The organism is Thalassovita taeanensis (assembly GCF_900110775.1).
Classification (GTDB): Bacteria; Pseudomonadota; Alphaproteobacteria; order Rhodobacterales; family Rhodobacteraceae; genus Litorimicrobium; species Litorimicrobium taeanense.
Map to the genome: position 1 here is coordinate 20927 of NZ_FOEP01000013.1, position 16513 is coordinate 37439.

Genomic DNA, 16513 nt, shown 5'->3' on the forward strand with positions numbered 1-16513 from the left:
TCCGAGCCGGTTTCACCCCAAACGCGAACAGGTCTCTGATGATTCCGCTACCGCAAGAGATTGGATCAGACTCTTCGGTCAAGGATACTGGCACATCAGCGCTTATGCGCTGACCAGGCTCTTGGCTGCGCCCGAAGCCGCAAAATCAGCGTCTCCGCCCATTCGGGATACGATCCTTTGCGCTACCTAAAGGAACTCACAATTAGAAAGATGATCCATCAACGGAGCAATTTGGACCATCACCTATTCACTCTCGCGGAACACCGGCATGCGAAGCAGCCCCCCTGCCCTATTCCGATACGACCATCTAAATCATACGAGTTACTTACCCCAGCTTCGCGAGCCGGGGACAACAGCAACCCAAATCAACGATAAATTCGCCCGCGGAAAAGTGGAGAAACCAGCCAAATACGCTCAAAGTTTACAGCTGTAAACTGATCCACTACGCTGCACCATATAGCGGATGACGGCACATTAGACACTAAATAGGAAAAAAGCATTGACTTAAGGCTGTGAATCGCAGCTTTTATCCCCAAGTGGCGCGAAAAAAGCCATATTGAGCAATTTGGGGCAACCACATGATTCCCGTGACACCAATCGTTACCAACCGACCGTCGGAGCTGGCAACCGATATTTCAGAGCGCCTCACCACGGCGATCCGCGAACATTTGTTGTCGGCCTTCGCGCCCGACAACACGAAATCCCTACGCCTATTCAGCGCGCCTGAGGCCGCCGAACTCTTGGGTGTATCGGGTCAATTCATGCGCAAAGTACACGGTGAAGGCACCCTGCCCGAGCCTCAAGAGATCCGCGCTGGACGTCGCTACTATACCGCACGCGACATCTGGAATGCCCGCCAGATCCTCGAACAAACCTCTCGCAAAAAGGGTCGTTATCTTCCCGGCCGGAGGGATGGAGATAAGCTACAAGTCTGGCAGTTGATGAACTTCAAGGGCGGCTCGAGTAAGAGTACCACGACAATCCATTTGGCCCATTTTCTCGCACTGCAAGGCTATAAGGTCTTGGCTGTTGATCTAGACCCCCAAGGCTCACTGACATCCATGTGCGGAATCAGCCCAGAGATCGAATTTGACGGACTAACTGTCTATGATGCCATTAGGTACGACGATCCCGTGCCCTTTGCCGACACAATCGTCGAAACCTATTTTCCAGGGCTGTCTCTCGCCCCTTCCCGCCTGCTCCTGTCAGAGTTTGAAACGGAATCAGCAGTAAACTCGAGCCCTGATCAGCCGTTTTTCACACGAATAAGAAGTGCGCTCGCTCAAGTCGAAGACCAGTATGATGTCGTCTTAATGGACAGCCCGCCTCAGCTTGGCTTCCTGACGATTTCTGGCATGGCCGCAGCGACCTCTTTGATTGTACCCCTCACGCCATCCATGCTCGACGTCTCCTCAACCGCACAGTTCTTGGAACTGGCGGGTGCTTATATGGGCGTCATCGAAGAAGCAGGCGCGGAATTGCAATACGATCACTTTAAGTTCCTGATCACACGCGATGAGCCGACAGACGTCCCATCACAACAGCTCACGTCCTTTATGCGCGCGCTCTTTCAAGATCGCGTCATGGGCGCGACCGCCCTCAAAAGCACTGCGATCAGCGACGCTACCATGCTCAAACAATCGATCTACGAGGTCGTGAAATCAGAAATGACCCGCGCAACCTATGATCGCGCGAAAAACTCAATGGATGCGATCGGCAAAGAGGTTGAAGCAATGATCCACCAATCATGGGGGCGTAGCTAATGGCCCGTAAATCCCTTCAAGGTCTCTCCGGCATCGCCAAGACGATTGCAGATTCCGGTCCACGCACCTCTGAGCGCAAACCAAATACCAGCGCTCCGGCACTTGGTGCTCTCCAAGGCTCTCTATCCGCCATCCGCGAGATTGATCCAAAGCTGATTGATGAATGGGGTCCGAAAGACCGTCTTGACGGGTTTACAGCTGTAAACTCGGATGAAGGGGGTGACGGGTTCGAAGCCCTCAAGACCAGCATCGAAGAGGGAGGCCAACAGGTGCCCATCCTTGTGCGCCGCTCGAGTAGCGACGGACGATACGAGGTCATTTATGGCCGCCGCCGCCTCAAGGCTTGTCGTGAGTTGGGACTGAAGGTTCGCGCCAATGTCGAAGACCTTGATGACGCTTCAGCCTTACTTGCCAAAGGCCTCGAGAATGCTGCACGCCGCAATCTGTCGTTTTATGAAAAAGCGCGCTTCGCAGCCGTTATTCAGGTTGCGGGGCACAACACAAAGACGGTGCGGCAAGTCTTGAGCTTGTCAGCGCCCGGATTGTCCCATCTCACCAAAGTCACCGAGAATGTTCCAGACGATGTCGGCGACGCCATCGGCGCTGCCCAAAAGTCAGGCCGTCCGAAGTGGACGGCGCTTGCAGACGCCTTCATCGCGAAGAAGGTTACCGCAAGCGCCGCATTTTCAATTCTCTCGAAACTGGATCCTGATCTCTCATCAGATGATCGCCTGGAACGGCTCTTGGCAGAGATCGCCCGACGCGGTGCACGCCCAAAAGAGGGCAGGGCGGTCACGCCCGCACCAGGCGTTACGATCAAATCTAGCAATTCTTCCGTCACCCTTGCCGTTAAAAAGACTGGCAAGGATGCCGCCTTCGGAGCATGGCTCGACCGCCATCTCGAAGACATCATCACCAAATCCTATAAGGAGTTTACAGCTGTAAACTCGCAGGATGACACCCGAGGCCAAAGCAGAAAGGAGGACGGCGAATAGAAAACCCCCGAAGCCGGAGCTTCGAGGGCTGCAGCGCGTAAGCGCCGTTAGACTAGACACCTAAACGGTAGCAGTCCCCGAATCATCGAACAAGAAAAAACGCTTCCGAGCGCATGGGAATTTTTTGTCTGCCGACAAAATCATGAAAACAATGACAGGACTGGCTCCAAATGGAGCCCACTCGCCAGTATATTCGGCGGGGCAGCGAGATATTGCCCCGACAAAGTGGTCACTCTTGCAGGTCATAGAAGACATCCGAGAGCCCTTGGGGCTCAAGGGGACATCGATTTCCCTCCTGCGCGCCATGATCTCCTTCATCAAGGGCGATCAAATCACTGCGGCACAAGATGACGGGCATATCTGCTTTGCATCCAACGTTGCTTTGGCAAAGCGGACCCATGTTAGTGTTCAAACCGTAGAACGGCACATCACCAAACTCGTCTCTCTTGGCCTCCTGTCGCGCCGCTCCAGCGCCAACGGCAAACGATGGGCTAGACGGGACACAAGTGGCCGTATTGTGCTCGCCACAGGACTTTCTTTGATGCCGCTATCAGCGCGATACTCTGAATTTGTTCAAATAAATCAAACGCATAAAGAACGCGCTGCTAGCCTATCGATCTTACGAGACAAGTGTGCAATCGCACTCGCAAGCCTCAAGAGGTATCTCCCGGTCCGCCCAGATCTTGAAGCCTTCTTCAACACTGCTCGAAACCTCCTGCGCAGGCGTTCGCCCGAAGAAGCTCTAACGGCCTTGTTGACGAATATTACATCTCACTTTGAAGAAGTTGCTCCTGATCAGGCAGACAATTTGAGGGACACAGCCCCAAAAAATGAGGGGCACAAAGAACCTCATTTGAATCAGTCAGTTAAAGAAGAAGATTCATTTAGGATTGAAGTTGGTCCAGACGAGATGGAACGCGCCTACCCTAGACTCTGCGCTGAACTGAGAACAGCACGTAGCCAAACAGATTGTGAACGTCGAATGAGCGATATCGCAAACCATCTCGACTTAGGTAACCTTTGGTTCGATATTAAAAAACTTGGTCCAGCAAAAACATTTATGACCCTAGGTTACTTATTAGAGCGCATAGAAAGCATTAAGAAACCTCGTGGCTATGCATTCCACTTACTGCAAGGACTTACCAATGGGACTTTGGCCTGGGACACGTTGCTCCAGCCCATGAGAAGAAGAAAGAGTCTGTAGGGTCCGTTAGACACTGTTTTGGTTAGTAGTGCTGCCGAAAAGTAAAAGTTTCCTTCTTGTTTTGGGACTGTCTGAAGGAACCCTTCTGGGGTGTTCCTGACGGGTCCGGGTCGGTTTCCGGCCTGTCTGTCCTGACAAGGAACCTCCCATGCAAACAGAAGTATTGCGCGTGCTGCGCACTGAAGCTCAGTCGTGGTGGCGGCATCGAGAGCTTAGAAGAACTGGTGACCTTGATGAGGCTTGTCGGCTGGAACGCCAAACGATCCTACGTGACCTTGGCTACCTTCGGACTGCGATCAACAACCCCAATGCCTATGTCAGTTGCGGTGGGGGAGGGACCATTCTTCACCTCGGGCTGACAACAGTCTCGCTCTATGCCCCCGTTGAACGCTTCCCGCTCGCCAGCTTGGCCGTCCGGCTTGGAGCGCCTCTGATCGACTGCCGCCCCGTCCGAGACATCATCGCTTTCGCAAACCTGCCCAAGGTCACAATGGATGGCGGGATCGACCCAGAGCCTTGGACGGCCTCAAGCCGTGTATCGCTCCTGACATATATCGACGCTGCCGAACGCCTCGGCGCTCGTATCGTCAACGATCCGCGCGCAGGTCGCGCAACCTAACCCAACTTTCCAATTCAACCCCAAGCGAAAGGAGGCCAGCCATGGCCCGTTCCCGCACGTCCAAATTCGACGCATCCGAAGCTATTACCAATGAACTTATCCGCATCATCGAACGCGGGGTTCTCCCTTGGCGCAAACCGTGGACCGCTGGCGGCAGCGCGCGTCCGTTGCGCCACAATAGTGAGCCCTATCAGGGCGTGAACAACTTCCTGCTCACAATGCGCACGGTGATGGCAGGATATACCTCTCCGTTCTGGATGACGGTGCCACAGGCAAACACGCTCGGGGCCAAGATCCGGAAGGGCGAACGCTCGTCCGTTGTTGTTTATTATGGCCAGAGTCGAACGCAGTCCGATGATGAGCAGGATGCCAACGATGGCAATGCCGAAGAAGCCCGCGTGTTTCGGTTCCAGAAGTCATATCGTGTGTTCAATGCAGATCAAATCGAGGGCCTGCCGGATGCATTCCACCCGGATGCTTGCCCAGTCCCCGATCATATGCCATCCGCGCCAATCCCGCATATGCAGGCGTTCTTTGATGCCATCGATATTACGACGGTCTTTGGGGGGACCGAGGCACGCTACAATCCGCCCGTCGACAAGGTATTCATGCCAAGCATTGAGCGCTTCAAGGACCCCCTTAACTTTTACGGGGTTTGGGCGCACGAGCTTGCGCATGCCACCAAGGCACCGCATCGGTTAAACCGCGATTACGGTCTCAGCCGATTTGGCAACACAGCCTATTCCCGCGAAGAGATCGTCGCAGAACTGACATCCTGCTTTTTAGGGCAGGAGCTCGGGTTCACAGCGCATACGCTAGAGCTGAACGCGTCGTATTTGTATCACTGGTTACGTGTGCTGCGCTCGTACAAGACGGCAATCTTCAAACATGCGGCCGATGCCCAGAAGGCCTGCGATTACCTGATCGCACGCTCAGAGGCGGGCAGGGCAGGGGCCACCGATCAGGCAGCTTGAGAGGTCTGGTGCTGTCGCAGGCGGCGGCACTCAAAGAGTGAAAGCAAGCTTTGGGTTTTGTGTTTTCAATTTCCTTGAAAGGACAGACCCATGACCACTTCCGCACGCCCTCAAACCGAAGGCCCCGACATCGCAGCAATCGCGGCGCAGAATGATGCCTTCCGCAAACTCGCCTGCCTTGGTGAAACCCCTTCGCAGCCCATTCAGGGTCGAATGCACCTCACAAGTTCTCTGGCCATGGCAGAAGATGGCTTAGCCCTTGAGGCCGTGCAAGCTGTGGGTGAGTTCGATGTCTTTGAGCCAGAGAATGATCCAGACGGGTGCCACGACTTCGGAGCCGTGGATATCAGGGGGCAAAAGGTCTTTTGGAAAATCGATCTTTATGAGGCGGATGGCGATTTCCGCTACGGTGCTGAGGCCTCTGACAACCCTGCAACCACCATGCGCGTGCTCACCATTATGATGGCATCCGACTGGTAGGGCAGGGGATCCGACGTTCTGAACATTCGAGGCCTGCTTCCTCTCTTCAAAGGGAAAGCAGGCCTTTTTCCCGTGTGATCCTCAAACCCGGGGATTGGTCAGGCCGTTCCACACGTTGGAGCGGCGCAACATCTCAAAAGGACATCACATGACACATGCTCTCAAATCTATCTCGGTTGCTATTGGTGATCTCACATCTCACCCCGCCAACGTGCGCAGCAACTCGCCTGAAACCTACGAGACAGAGGCTATCGCCCACCTCACAGCCAGCATCGGCGTTCTGGGCATCATCCAACCGCTGCTGGTTCAAAAGATCGATGGCAAGTTCGGCGTATTGGCAGGTGGTCGACGTCACGCTGCTTTGAACGAACTGGTCGCTGACAAGACCGCCAAGGGCTTCACCAACAAAACCAAGATCGAATGCCGCTTGGTGCCAGACAACTGCGATGTGACCACGGCCCTGTCGCTGGCCGAGAACATCACGCAGGCACCGATGAACGCCATCGACGAGTTCGAAGCCTTCGCGCGTATGATGGAAGTCGATGGGCAGTCACCTGAGACGATTGCCAAGACGTTCGGCACCACAGTCGCCGCCGTGAAGGGTCGCTTGCGCTACGGTCTCATCCATCCCGATATCCGCGCAGCCGCGCGCGCCAAGACGATCACCCTCGATACGATGAAGGCCTTTGCGGACCATCCAAGCCAGGCAGTGCAGCTTGAGGTGTACGAGGCTCTAACAAGCGATGACAGCTATGTGCAGGCCTATACGGTGCGTCAGGCGCTCAAAACCCGTGGTGTGCAGGTCAGCGACGATATCGGGGCCTTCGTGCGCGAAGACTATGAGGCGCGGGGCGGTCCCATCGCGGCTGACCTGCTCGAGGAGCATTCGGTGTTGGAAGACATCGCACTGGTCGAGACTATCATGGTCGAAAAACTCACCGCCGCCGCCGAAGAGGCACGGGCACAGATGGGGTTTGCGTGGGCCGAGGCGTTGGTGCGCTATGACTATGCAACGATGGCAGAATATGGTCGCGTCTATCCCGGCCCGATCGAGCCTGATGCTGCAGGCCAAAAGCGTGTCGATGCGATCACCGAGGAGCTCGAGAAACTGCAACGCGAGATGGAGGATGAAAGCCTCGAGACCGATGCCTACAACGCCCTCTACGATCGCGTGGATGCGCTCGAAGAAGAGGCGCGGGATCTGCAGGAGGCCTACAGTGCAGACGATCTTGCGCAGGGTGGTGTTATCGCATCCTGGTCAAATGGCAAGATTACGCTGCACCTTGGCTTGGTGCGGCCAGAGGACAAGCCTGAGGCGACTGCGCAGACAACAAGCGCCAGCGGCACGTCTGGCGATGCAGGAGGGCAGGGCGTAGATGCAATCGTCTACCCGGCCTCGCTGACCCAAGACCTCAAGACTGAACGTGCAATGGCCCTCGGGGCGGCGATGACATTGCATCCCGAAGCCACGCTCGATCTGACATTGTTCAAGCTGGTCACGGACGTGCTTGGCGGAATGAGCGCGACCCACGCCGTCAAGGTCGAAGCCCGCAAGGAATATCGCAGCCATGCCAAGATGGATGAGATCGATGGCACGTCGCTGGAACAGGTCGCCGAAGCGCATGACGCGCTTGATCTGTCTTGGGCGGATGAAGCGAAGTCTCCAGCGGATCAGTTTGCGGCGTTCCGCGCGCTGGCGGCGGGCGAAAAGGCCAAACTGGTCGCCTATGCCACGGCGAGCACGACGCAATCCTGTTTTGGCCGCAGCGCTCAGAGCGACAGTTTGATGCATGATTTCGAGATCGAGGTCATGCCTGACATTCGCGCGCATTGGACGCCAAACGCGGCACTGTTCAATCGGTTCAAAAAGGCATGGCTGCTCAAAATCCTTGGTGAAGAGCTCGGCCTTGCGCAGGAGGCGGTAACACTGGCCTCCATGAGCAAGAAAGAGATCGTCGCGTTCTGCGACAAGCTCTTTGCCGAGCCATTTGCGACGCTCACGGAGGGTCAACACGCGGCCGTTGCGGCGTGGTGCCCGCCGATGATGCAAACGACCGGTGGCACCGGCTTGATAGTCGATGCGGAGGAAGTCGCCGCTCAAACCGAGACTGTTCAAGCAAAAGCCGCCTAATCACCCCAATGACCCGCGCTTGGAAACATCAGGCGCGGGTCAGATCCCGACATTCCCTAGAAACACCAAGAAAGACATTACCATGGCTATTCTCAAGTTCTCCGCGTCTGCGGTTGCGGCGCAAATCGCGCATGCGCGCTCGTGTGCAACATTCCTGCCGAATTGGAACGGGCCAATCGACAAGCCCGCCCTGATCCTCATCGTTGGGAACGGCGTGCATCTGCGCTCCAACGGCATTGATGGCTCTACCACGCGCATCGTCACCACCGAGCAGTCCGATCCCAGCTTTGCCTTTGCGAACGGCATTAATCCGTTTCGGGACGGCGATTGGATGGCGCAGCGCCAAATGGCGTTTCGCGATCTGACGGGACAGTTTTACACCGACATTTTGGATGATGTGCAGACACTTATCGATCGCGGGCAGGGGGCCATTCGGCTGGCAATCGATGGGCATTCTATCCGCGTCTTCGTGCGCCGCGCCTCAGACTTCCTGATTGGTGGCACCTATGAGGTGCCATCAGGTTTGGGTGGCACATTCCGAGTGATCCTGAAGGACGCCTGCGACACCTGCGCAATCGTTCAGAACTGCGGGAATTGCGAAGACTTCGATGCCATGCAGCCATATCGCGTGCCGCTTGATGCACTCATGGAGCTAGAAGACCGGAGGGCAGCATAATGGGCTGGTTGTTTTACACGGATCGGCGAGTTCAGACATACGCCGATGAGAAAGCAGAGATCACGCGTCTCTGCACCTTTGAAACAGATACGCGCCGCACGACATTGCTTAAAGCCAGCAAAGTCGGCTCGACGTGGTATGCGGCAGCGAAGGTTGAGAGCCTTGATTTGCCGCCGTTGGAGGATCGGACCTATATAACCGACGAAGATGGATCGTTCACCTTCGGTGCTGTGTTTCTGACGCGGTACGACGACGGGTGCTGGGGCTACAAGGACATGGAGGAAAGCGCTGGTCCTTGCGAATCCCGCGCGCCGCTGAGCATTCTCAATCTGTTGTCCGAGTTGAAAGACCCCGACAGCTATGCCCACGCCTGGCGCCAACGGTGTCGGGACTGGGCCGCGATCCCTGATTACGCAGAGGGCGACAAGATCAAACTCGCCTCCCCTGTGACCCTCAGCGATGGCAGCACCTGTCAGGTCGTTACAGCGACCCATTACAGGCGCGGACGGCAAAAACGGCGCTGCTACCATGTTGAGGAAACTGGCAGCCTTGTGCGGCTCTCAAAGGCGTCGCTTGCGGGATCGGAGCTTATCAGTCGCGAAATAGCTGAGGGCAGTGCCGTGTTGGCGGAGTTTTTTGGCCAGCAGACGCCATAGGAGGCCCCACAGCGCGTTCCACGCCGTATTCTGGCCCTAGGGGCCTCCTCCGCGCTGCAAAGCGTAGAGGAGGCTTCTTGTCCTGTGAACCTCAAACCGGATCACAAAGGACAGAAAACATGGCCCATCCTAACCCGAAGCACACCAAGCAAAGCCCATCTAAGGCTCAGCTTAAATCAGCTCTGTCGCTGATTGCCGCCGAGATCGCGCGGGGACCTCTGCGCAGCTCCTCTCTCTCAAAGATCATGCGCGACACCTTTGGCGGTAGCGATGCCAGCGGTGCATGGAGTTGGCGCATGGCCTACGACATGATGCAGGCTGCTGCGGCTCAAACACTTAGCTTGGATGCGAGTGGGTCAGGCGCACTTGGTGCTGCCAAGAACCTCGCGATGCGGCTTTTGACCGAGACGCGGCGGTCCGAGCAACAGATACGCCTGCAACAGTTCTCTACCCCGCTTCCTTACGCAGCCCTCGCCGTGTGCGCGGCGGCAATCCGCAACTGTGAGACTACGCTGGAACCATCTGCGGGAACCGGTTCATTGGCGGGGCTCATGAAGCGGGCAGGCGGCATTCTCATGCTCAACGAAGTCGATCCGTTTCGCCGGCAGCTGCTCGATGTGGTGTTCGACGCGCAGGCGACGGGACATGACGCGGAACATATTGATGATCTGCTGACGTCAAGAACTGCCCCGAGCGTTATCGTGATGAACCCGCCGTTTGCATCCTCGGTCGATCGCTCCCGCGATAAGCACATTGCTGCCAAGCATCTCATCGGGGCCGCGAAACGATTGGCACCCGGCGGGCGCCTTGTTGCGATCATGCCGATGGGCTTCAGCCCCGAGCGGGATGCTGCACATTGGGCCCGCGCAATGGGCCTTCTCACTCCGCGCCTGGCCCTGACCATCCCCGGCCATGTCTATCGCAAACTTGGCACCAGCGTTGATACCCAACTGATGGTCTTTGATAAGGTCGATGAGGGAGTCGAGATGATCCGGACCTCCGTCGATGATCTCGACGCGGCGGTCAGTATCGTGGACCAGATTGCCGCGACGCGCCCGCCTGTGATGGCGGCACGCTCATTGAATGTCGGGCGCCCTCTGATGCCACCCGCGTCCCACAAGGGACGCAAGCCTGCCGCATCAAAGGCATCTGCCACCAAAACTCCCAAACACGCAGCGACACCGCTGTCGTTCACCACGCTCGAGACGCCGCGCGAAAACACCCCGATTTCCGAGATATATGCCCGCTATCGCCCGCAGCGGATCGATATCGCTGGCGCACAGGAACACCCAACGCCGCTGGTCGAAAGCATTGCGATGGCTTCGGTCGCACCTCCCGTGCCCTCGCTGCAGGCCGCGGAGGGTCTGCGCCTGCCGAACCGCTTGATTGCCGAGGGTCATCTCTCGGAAGCCCAGCTTGAAACCATCATCATGGCCAACGATGCCCACGGACGGGATTTGCCTGGCAAGTTCACCATCGATGACGACCAGACCAAGATGCTGCGCAGTGATGAGGAGGCGGCGGCACGTGCCTACCGCTTGGGATATTTCCTCGGTGACGGCACCGGTTGCGGCAAGGGCCGCGAGTGTGCAGGCCTTATTCTGGTCAATTGGCTCTGCGGGCGGCGCAAAGCTGTCTGGGTGTCAAAATCCGCAACCTTGATTGAGGACGCCGTGCGCGATTGGACCGATCTCGGTGGCTCGCCTGCAGATATCCAGCCGCTCTCGAAATGGAAGCCCGACCAGCAAGTCACGATGGGCGACGGCATTATGTTCGTAACGTATGCCACGCTGCGGTCAGCGGGCAAATGCGGCACAACACGTTTGAACCAACTGCTCGACTGGATGGAGGGCGACTTTGACGGCGTGTTGGCCTTCGACGAGGCCCACGCGATGCAAAATGCGGCTGGATCGGAGCAGGGCAGGGGGGCAAAACCGTCCCAGCAGGGCCTTGCGGGTCTGCGCCTGCAACTCGCCACTCCGCGCGCTCGCGTCTTCTATGTCTCGGCGACGGGGGCCACATCGGTTCATAACCTCGCCTATGCCTCCCGGCTCGGGCTTTGGGGCCAGGGGTCAGAATATCCCTTCCCGAGCCGCGAGAGCTTCGTCTCGGCGATGGAGGCGGGTGGTGTGGCGGCCATGGAGGTCGTGGCCCGCGATCTCAAAACACTCGGGTTCTACACCGCGCGGGCGCTGAGTTTTGACGGGGTCGAATACGACGTGCTGGAGCATGCACTGACGCCTGCGCAAACGGAGATCTATGACGCTTATGCGGGCGCGTTCCGCACCATCCACCATAACTTAGAGGCCGCACTGACCGCGACAGGCGTCAATGATGCCTCGGGTGAGACGAATGCTTCTGCTGCAAAAGCCTCAGCCAAGTCGCGGTTCGAGAGCACAAAGCAGCGTTTCTTCAATCATCTGCTGATGGGCATGAAAGCCCCGTCAATTATCAGCGCCATTCAGCAGGATCTATCCGATGGCTATGCTTGCGTCATCCAAGTGGTCTCGACGGGTGAAAGCCTTTTGAAACGGCGCTTAGAGGTGATGGACCCTGATGACGAACTGGTCGAAGGCGCGCTGACGCCGCGCGACTACGTGCTCGGCTACCTCGAACAGGCCTTTCCGATCCACACCCAGAAGCTTGTCGAGATTGACGGCAATGTCGTCGCAGAGCCACTGCGGGATGAAACAGGGGCCTTGGTCGTCTCTCGCGAAGCGTTGGCCCTGCGGGACGAGGCGATGACGGATTTGATGGCGTTGGCCCCGATCCCCGCGGCACTGGATCAAATCCTCTGGGCGTTCGGGGATGAAGCTGTGGCAGAAGTCACAGGCCGGTCCATCCGCCCGCTCAAATCGAGCGACGGCGCGCTCTTTATCGAAAAGCGCGCCGCGAGCAGCAATTCCTCCGAGACGCAGGCGTTTATGGATGGGGAGAAAAACATCCTGATCTTCTCAGATGCGGGTGGCACGGGGCGATCCTATCACGCGGCGCAAACAGCGAAAAACCAGAAGCGGCGTCGCCATTACTTGCTGGAGCCCGGCTGGCGCGCGGATGCAGCCATTCAGGGACTTGGGCGGACGCATCGTTCCGCCCAGGTCAGCGCGCCGTTCTTCCGGGTCTGCACCTCGGACGTGCACGGCGAGAAACGCTTCACCTCGACTATCAGCAAGCGCCTCGATCAGCTTGGCGCGCTCACCAAAGGCCAACGCGAGACAGGCTCGCAAGGCATGTTTCGCGAGGAGGACAATCTCGAAAGCCCCATCGCGCGCTCCGCGCTGCGGGGATATTACGCCGATCTTGCCGCGGGGCGTGCGGAGGCGATGGGCTATGAGACCTTTACCGATTGGACGGCATTGCGGCTGATCGACAAAGACGGCGTGCTGCTGGAAGAGCTGCCGCCCATCCAGCGGTTCCTCAATCGGGTGCTGGCACTACCGATCCATATGCAGAACGCGCTCTTTGCAGAGTTTATGCAGCGGATCGCGGATCAGACCGAGCGTGCAAGGGATGCAGGTACGCTTGATCTCGGGGTGGAAACGCTGCGAGGCGAGACGATCAGACAGGTCTCGGCGGAGGATTTATGGACCTGCCCGCAATCCGGGGCAGTGACGCGGATCATCGGGCTGGAGGTGACAGACCCGGTTCATATCGCGCGCGCGGAAGCTGCCCTTCGCAACAACGTCGACAAAATTCCGATGGTCAATCGGGCATCGGGGCGGGTTGGGCTGATCTCAAAACGCCCGATGCAGATGTATGATGAAGACATCGTCACCCTCATGCGCAAGGTCGTGCGCCCAACTGGTAAGTCCTATCTCGAGGAGGGCAAGTTCGAAGCCTCGGCTTGGGAGGCGATTGACCAGCCAGAGTTCATCCGGCTTTGGGATGAAGAGGCCGACAGCTTGCCCAAAACCACAACGACAAAGCTCTACTTGCTCACGGGTCTGTTGCTGCCGATCTGGAAAACCATCCCGACAAGCAACGAGCGTATCTATCGCGTCACGCCCGAAGGCCGTGCCAGCATGATAGGCAGAACACTCAGCGAGGACGGGGCCGTAGCCCTTCGGGCGCGGTTCATGACAAGCACTCCCGAAACGCCGGGTGAGATGCTGACAGCTGCTCTTGGCACGACGACACCCGTCGATTTAGGCCGAGGCCTGACGCTCACGCGCCGTCGCGTTGCGGGCGATGTGCGCTTGGAGATTGGTGGGGCGGATAAGGGTACGATTGAGGGTCTCAAGGCCCTTGGGTGTTTTACTGAGATTATTGCCTTCCAGCTGCGGGTGTTTGTGCCACACGGTGAGGATGTCGATACTATAGCCATTCTTTCCCGCATCACTGGTCATAACGACGGCAGCACCCGAAACGCCGCCTGACCAGCGGGGCGGGTGCCGCGTTTCTCAACCAACTCCAGAATGTCAAAGCCCGCTCCAGTGCGAAGGCTTTGGCTTCTTTCCGCCACAAAAACATACCGGAGACTGACATGAACATCGAAGCTATCAAAGCCGCAGTGGATGCGGGTCAGACCGTCCACTGGGTGAACACGGGCTACATCGTGCACAAAGACTCCCTCGGCCAATACCTGATTACTTATCGCCATGGTGGCAGCACCATCGGTCTGACGGATCAGTCGGGAACCCGCTTGAACGGGGATGAAGCGGAATTTTACGTTGTAGGTGCAAACAATGACCAGTCATAAAAACTGGATGTGCCAGTCGAAATTTTGGGAAGGACGGGGGAGCGCGTTCGGCGACGCAGGCTCTTCACAATGTAGCACAGCGGATTTGGAGACCGAGGGAGAAAGTTGAAAGCAGGCTTTCTGTTCTGTGATCCCATGAGGGGTCAACAAAGCAATCTCGGATGGTCTGGCAAGATGTCAGGTCCCGATAACCCAAGAAGGATAAGACCCATGTTCGCAGGAACCCTCACGAAAACCGCCGACACCGCAGCCGCTGTCTTCACCGGCACAATTCACAACACCAAGTTCGACGTCGCAATCCAGCTGGAGACGCGCCCGAAGATGTCCGAGCGCAGCCCGGACTTCGACGTTACCGCCGTCAACAAATCTGGCCGCAAGGTCCGCATAGGCACGGCGTGGAATGAAACCGGCAACACCAGTGGTAACCCCTACATTTCGATGCAGCTGGATGTTGGTCTTGGGCCATTCCGCGTCAATGCCGTGCAGACGCAGGAAGCCCGCAAAGCCAAGAGCGAAGACTTCGAGATCATCCCGTTGGTCTCAAACGGCACGATGAAATCCGGCTCAATCTCGGGCGAATTGACCGCAATGGATGCTGACAACGCCTTCGCAGGCTACATCGCCAACATGATATTTGATCTGGATTTCATGCTCATCGAGAACGATTACAAGACCGAGGAAACCCATCCCGACTACCGGATCGAAGTCAGCTCGCCAAAAGGTCAAGCGATCCGTTTGGGTTCGGCCTGGATGGCGAAAAGCACCCGGACCGGTAATGAATACTTGTCGTTGCTGATCAACACGCCTGACGGTGATCTGCGGGTCAATGCCGTGCAGAACGAAGAGCAACGGGGTGGCCAGACGTTCTCGATCATTCCGTTTGTGCAGAGCGATGATCAGCAGCCCGACGCAAGCGGTGGGTTGTCACTGGTTGCTTAATCGCAACAAGACCATCGACTGACAGAGCAGGGGAGCCGCGGCAACGCGGTTCCCCTTTTTTGTGTGAGTGTGCTTGAAAGACACCCGTGCTTGGCCCGGTGCTTTGATTGGCACTTGCAACACCATCGCTTGGCATGTGCGGCCTTGTCGAACCATCCCATTATGCTACAATGATATACTAACGTAGTGCGGTTCTTGAGAGGGCGGATGGCTAGAAAACCGAAAATGGACCGAGTTTGGTTCGAGAACTTTGACCTCGAAGCCGAAATCACCGCGCTGATCACCCGTATCGAGACATGTACCAAGTTCACGCTTCCGGACCAAAAACGCGATCTGGCATTTTCGTACGCGGCGTCTCGGTTGCGTAAAACGAAAGAGGCTTACGCCGATGCGAAGATCTCGGGCAAGCCTGTCTCCACATCCCGCCGGGACTTTCTAACGACCATACAGGATACGATTTTCTTGGCGATTCCGGACGAGGATGTCGCGTTGATGCCAATAAGCGAATATGTCCTGAACGATCCATCGTATTATCAGGACGCGATGTGTCGCGCGGCATCCCTCACCGAGGACGAGCTCTTTATGGCCCTCTCTCCCATACTCAAAGATATGACGGTGCAGGATGCCCGCGAATTTGTATCGAAGCTTTGGCATGATGGGATCGACGGCAATGCCAGAAAGTATGCGGAAGCATTGAAGCGTCCGGAGCGTGAGCGCGTTCCATTGCGGCGAGGCTATATTGTCTAGGCAAGCGGCGCCGTGTTTTGTCCGATCTTATCAGGCACTGACACTCTGGCACCGCTGTTGGGTGGGATATTTAGGTGCGGCCCAAGCCAGAAATAGACGGCTTGGGCAGCAAAAGTCTCGAAAGAGTCCTCTTTCCCAAATGCCGTCCCGCAGCATTTAGCTTGAGCAGAAAATTCAGCTTGCTGCGATCGGCCCGAAGCTGACGCCAATCCAGGCTGACAGCAGGCGATCAGAATCTTCGTCCAGACGTAAAAACCGGATCGCCCGCACTGCCGTTCATAGGTGCAGAGAGGCAAAGAGCTTCTGGCTCCGCCTTCCGATTTTCGTGGGGTGTTGGAAGTGTATGAATATCCATTTGGCCTTGACTTCAGCCAGAACTCGTGTGGACTTTTACACAGTGTCGCTGTGCCGTATCACCCAGTCAGAAAGAACGCGCAGGCTTAATTTCAAACCGAAAAAAGGAGAGTATTCATGGCACTTAAACCAGGACCAAAGCCGATAGCAAAATCAACAGGGAAACCAGATCAGCGCCGTCGTGATAACAAAACCACGCCAGGGAATACACCTTCCCTGAAACCTAGCAAATCTAGCAAGCCCCCAAAAAAGAAATGAAAGAGGGCTATCGCTAAT

The 16513-nt window shown here is 56.9% G+C and carries 14 protein-coding genes; all 14 read left to right on the forward strand.

Annotated features, from left to right (window positions below; translation table 11 throughout):
* Nucleotides 1–578 precede the first annotated feature (578 nt).
* Nucleotides 579–1763, forward strand: a complete 1185-nt coding sequence (gene repA / locus BSF79_RS15150) for a plasmid partitioning protein RepA (protein ID WP_090270675.1) — start codon at nt 579–581, stop codon at nt 1761–1763.
* Entirely contained in the window at nt 1763–2758 is a 996-nt protein-coding gene (gene repB / locus BSF79_RS15155) for a plasmid partitioning protein RepB (RefSeq protein WP_090270676.1), read from the forward strand. The genes repA and repB overlap by 1 nt, the downstream gene beginning before the upstream one ends.
* A 142-nt stretch (nt 2759–2900) precedes the next feature.
* Nucleotides 2901–3962, forward strand: a complete 1062-nt coding sequence (locus BSF79_RS15160; RefSeq protein ID WP_245776422.1) for a helix-turn-helix domain-containing protein — start codon at nt 2901–2903, stop codon at nt 3960–3962.
* Nucleotides 3963–4110: 148 nt separating this feature from the next.
* Complete coding sequence (locus BSF79_RS15165) at nt 4111–4581, forward strand: hypothetical protein (RefSeq protein ID WP_090270677.1); 471 nt, start codon at nt 4111–4113, stop codon at nt 4579–4581.
* Nucleotides 4582–4622: 41 nt separating this feature from the next.
* Complete coding sequence (locus tag BSF79_RS15170; RefSeq protein WP_090270678.1) at nt 4623–5555, forward strand: ArdC family protein; 933 nt, start codon at nt 4623–4625, stop codon at nt 5553–5555.
* A gap of 90 nt (nt 5556–5645) precedes the next feature.
* Nucleotides 5646–6035 carry a DUF3768 domain-containing protein gene (locus BSF79_RS15175; protein ID WP_090270679.1) on the forward strand — a complete coding sequence of 130 codons (390 nt, stop codon included), beginning with the start codon at nt 5646–5648 and terminating at the stop codon, nt 6033–6035.
* A gap of 148 nt (nt 6036–6183) precedes the next feature.
* Nucleotides 6184–8166, forward strand: a complete 1983-nt coding sequence (locus tag BSF79_RS15180) for a ParB/RepB/Spo0J family partition protein (protein ID WP_090270680.1) — start codon at nt 6184–6186, stop codon at nt 8164–8166.
* An 82-nt stretch (nt 8167–8248) separates the two neighbouring features.
* Complete coding sequence (locus BSF79_RS15185; RefSeq protein ID WP_090270681.1) at nt 8249–8842, forward strand: regulator; 594 nt, start codon at nt 8249–8251, stop codon at nt 8840–8842.
* Nucleotides 8842–9498: a DUF6927 domain-containing protein gene (locus BSF79_RS15190; RefSeq protein ID WP_090270682.1), complete on the forward strand. Its 657-nt coding sequence runs from the start codon at nt 8842–8844 to the stop codon at nt 9496–9498. The genes BSF79_RS15185 and BSF79_RS15190 overlap by 1 nt, the downstream gene beginning before the upstream one ends.
* A gap of 119 nt (nt 9499–9617) precedes the next feature.
* Nucleotides 9618–13874 carry a strawberry notch family protein gene (locus BSF79_RS15195; RefSeq protein WP_090270683.1) on the forward strand — a complete coding sequence of 1419 codons (4257 nt, stop codon included), beginning with the start codon at nt 9618–9620 and terminating at the stop codon, nt 13872–13874.
* 107 nt (nt 13875–13981) lie between these two features.
* A complete protein-coding gene (locus BSF79_RS15200) occupies nt 13982–14197 on the forward strand; it encodes a hypothetical protein (RefSeq protein ID WP_090270684.1) in 216 nt (71 codons plus the stop codon).
* 210 nt (nt 14198–14407) lie between these two features.
* Complete coding sequence (locus tag BSF79_RS15205; RefSeq protein ID WP_090270685.1) at nt 14408–15136, forward strand: DUF736 family protein; 729 nt, start codon at nt 14408–14410, stop codon at nt 15134–15136.
* A gap of 225 nt (nt 15137–15361) precedes the next feature.
* A complete protein-coding gene (locus BSF79_RS15210) occupies nt 15362–15883 on the forward strand; it encodes a hypothetical protein (RefSeq protein WP_245776423.1) in 522 nt (173 codons plus the stop codon).
* 471 nt (nt 15884–16354) lie between these two features.
* Nucleotides 16355–16495: a hypothetical protein gene (locus BSF79_RS19810; RefSeq protein WP_175545345.1), complete on the forward strand. Its 141-nt coding sequence runs from the start codon at nt 16355–16357 to the stop codon at nt 16493–16495.
* Nucleotides 16496–16513 lie beyond the last annotated feature (18 nt).

Bases quoted from the DNA above. Each gene is read 5' to 3' on its own strand.
- BSF79_RS15190 (WP_090270682.1), top strand. From the start codon at position 8,842: ATGGGCTGGTTGTTTTACACGGATCGGCGAGTTCAGACATACGCCGAT.
- BSF79_RS15180 (WP_090270680.1), top strand. From the start codon at position 6,184: ATGACACATGCTCTCAAATCTATCTCGGTTGCTATTGGTGATCTCACA.
- repB (WP_090270676.1), top strand. From the start codon at position 1,763: ATGGCCCGTAAATCCCTTCAAGGTCTCTCCGGCATCGCCAAGACGATT.
- BSF79_RS15165 (WP_090270677.1), top strand. From the start codon at position 4,111: ATGCAAACAGAAGTATTGCGCGTGCTGCGCACTGAAGCTCAGTCGTGG.
- BSF79_RS15200 (WP_090270684.1), top strand. From the start codon at position 13,982: ATGAACATCGAAGCTATCAAAGCCGCAGTGGATGCGGGTCAGACCGTC.
- BSF79_RS15185 (WP_090270681.1), top strand. From the start codon at position 8,249: ATGGCTATTCTCAAGTTCTCCGCGTCTGCGGTTGCGGCGCAAATCGCG.
- BSF79_RS15195 (WP_090270683.1), top strand. From the start codon at position 9,618: ATGGCCCATCCTAACCCGAAGCACACCAAGCAAAGCCCATCTAAGGCT.
- BSF79_RS19810 (WP_175545345.1), top strand. From the start codon at position 16,355: ATGGCACTTAAACCAGGACCAAAGCCGATAGCAAAATCAACAGGGAAA.
- BSF79_RS15160 (WP_245776422.1), top strand. From the start codon at position 2,901: ATGAAAACAATGACAGGACTGGCTCCAAATGGAGCCCACTCGCCAGTA.
- BSF79_RS15175 (WP_090270679.1), top strand. From the start codon at position 5,646: ATGACCACTTCCGCACGCCCTCAAACCGAAGGCCCCGACATCGCAGCA.
- BSF79_RS15170 (WP_090270678.1), top strand. From the start codon at position 4,623: ATGGCCCGTTCCCGCACGTCCAAATTCGACGCATCCGAAGCTATTACC.
- repA (WP_090270675.1), top strand. From the start codon at position 579: ATGATTCCCGTGACACCAATCGTTACCAACCGACCGTCGGAGCTGGCA.
- BSF79_RS15210 (WP_245776423.1), top strand. From the start codon at position 15,362: ATGGACCGAGTTTGGTTCGAGAACTTTGACCTCGAAGCCGAAATCACC.
- BSF79_RS15205 (WP_090270685.1), top strand. From the start codon at position 14,408: ATGTTCGCAGGAACCCTCACGAAAACCGCCGACACCGCAGCCGCTGTC.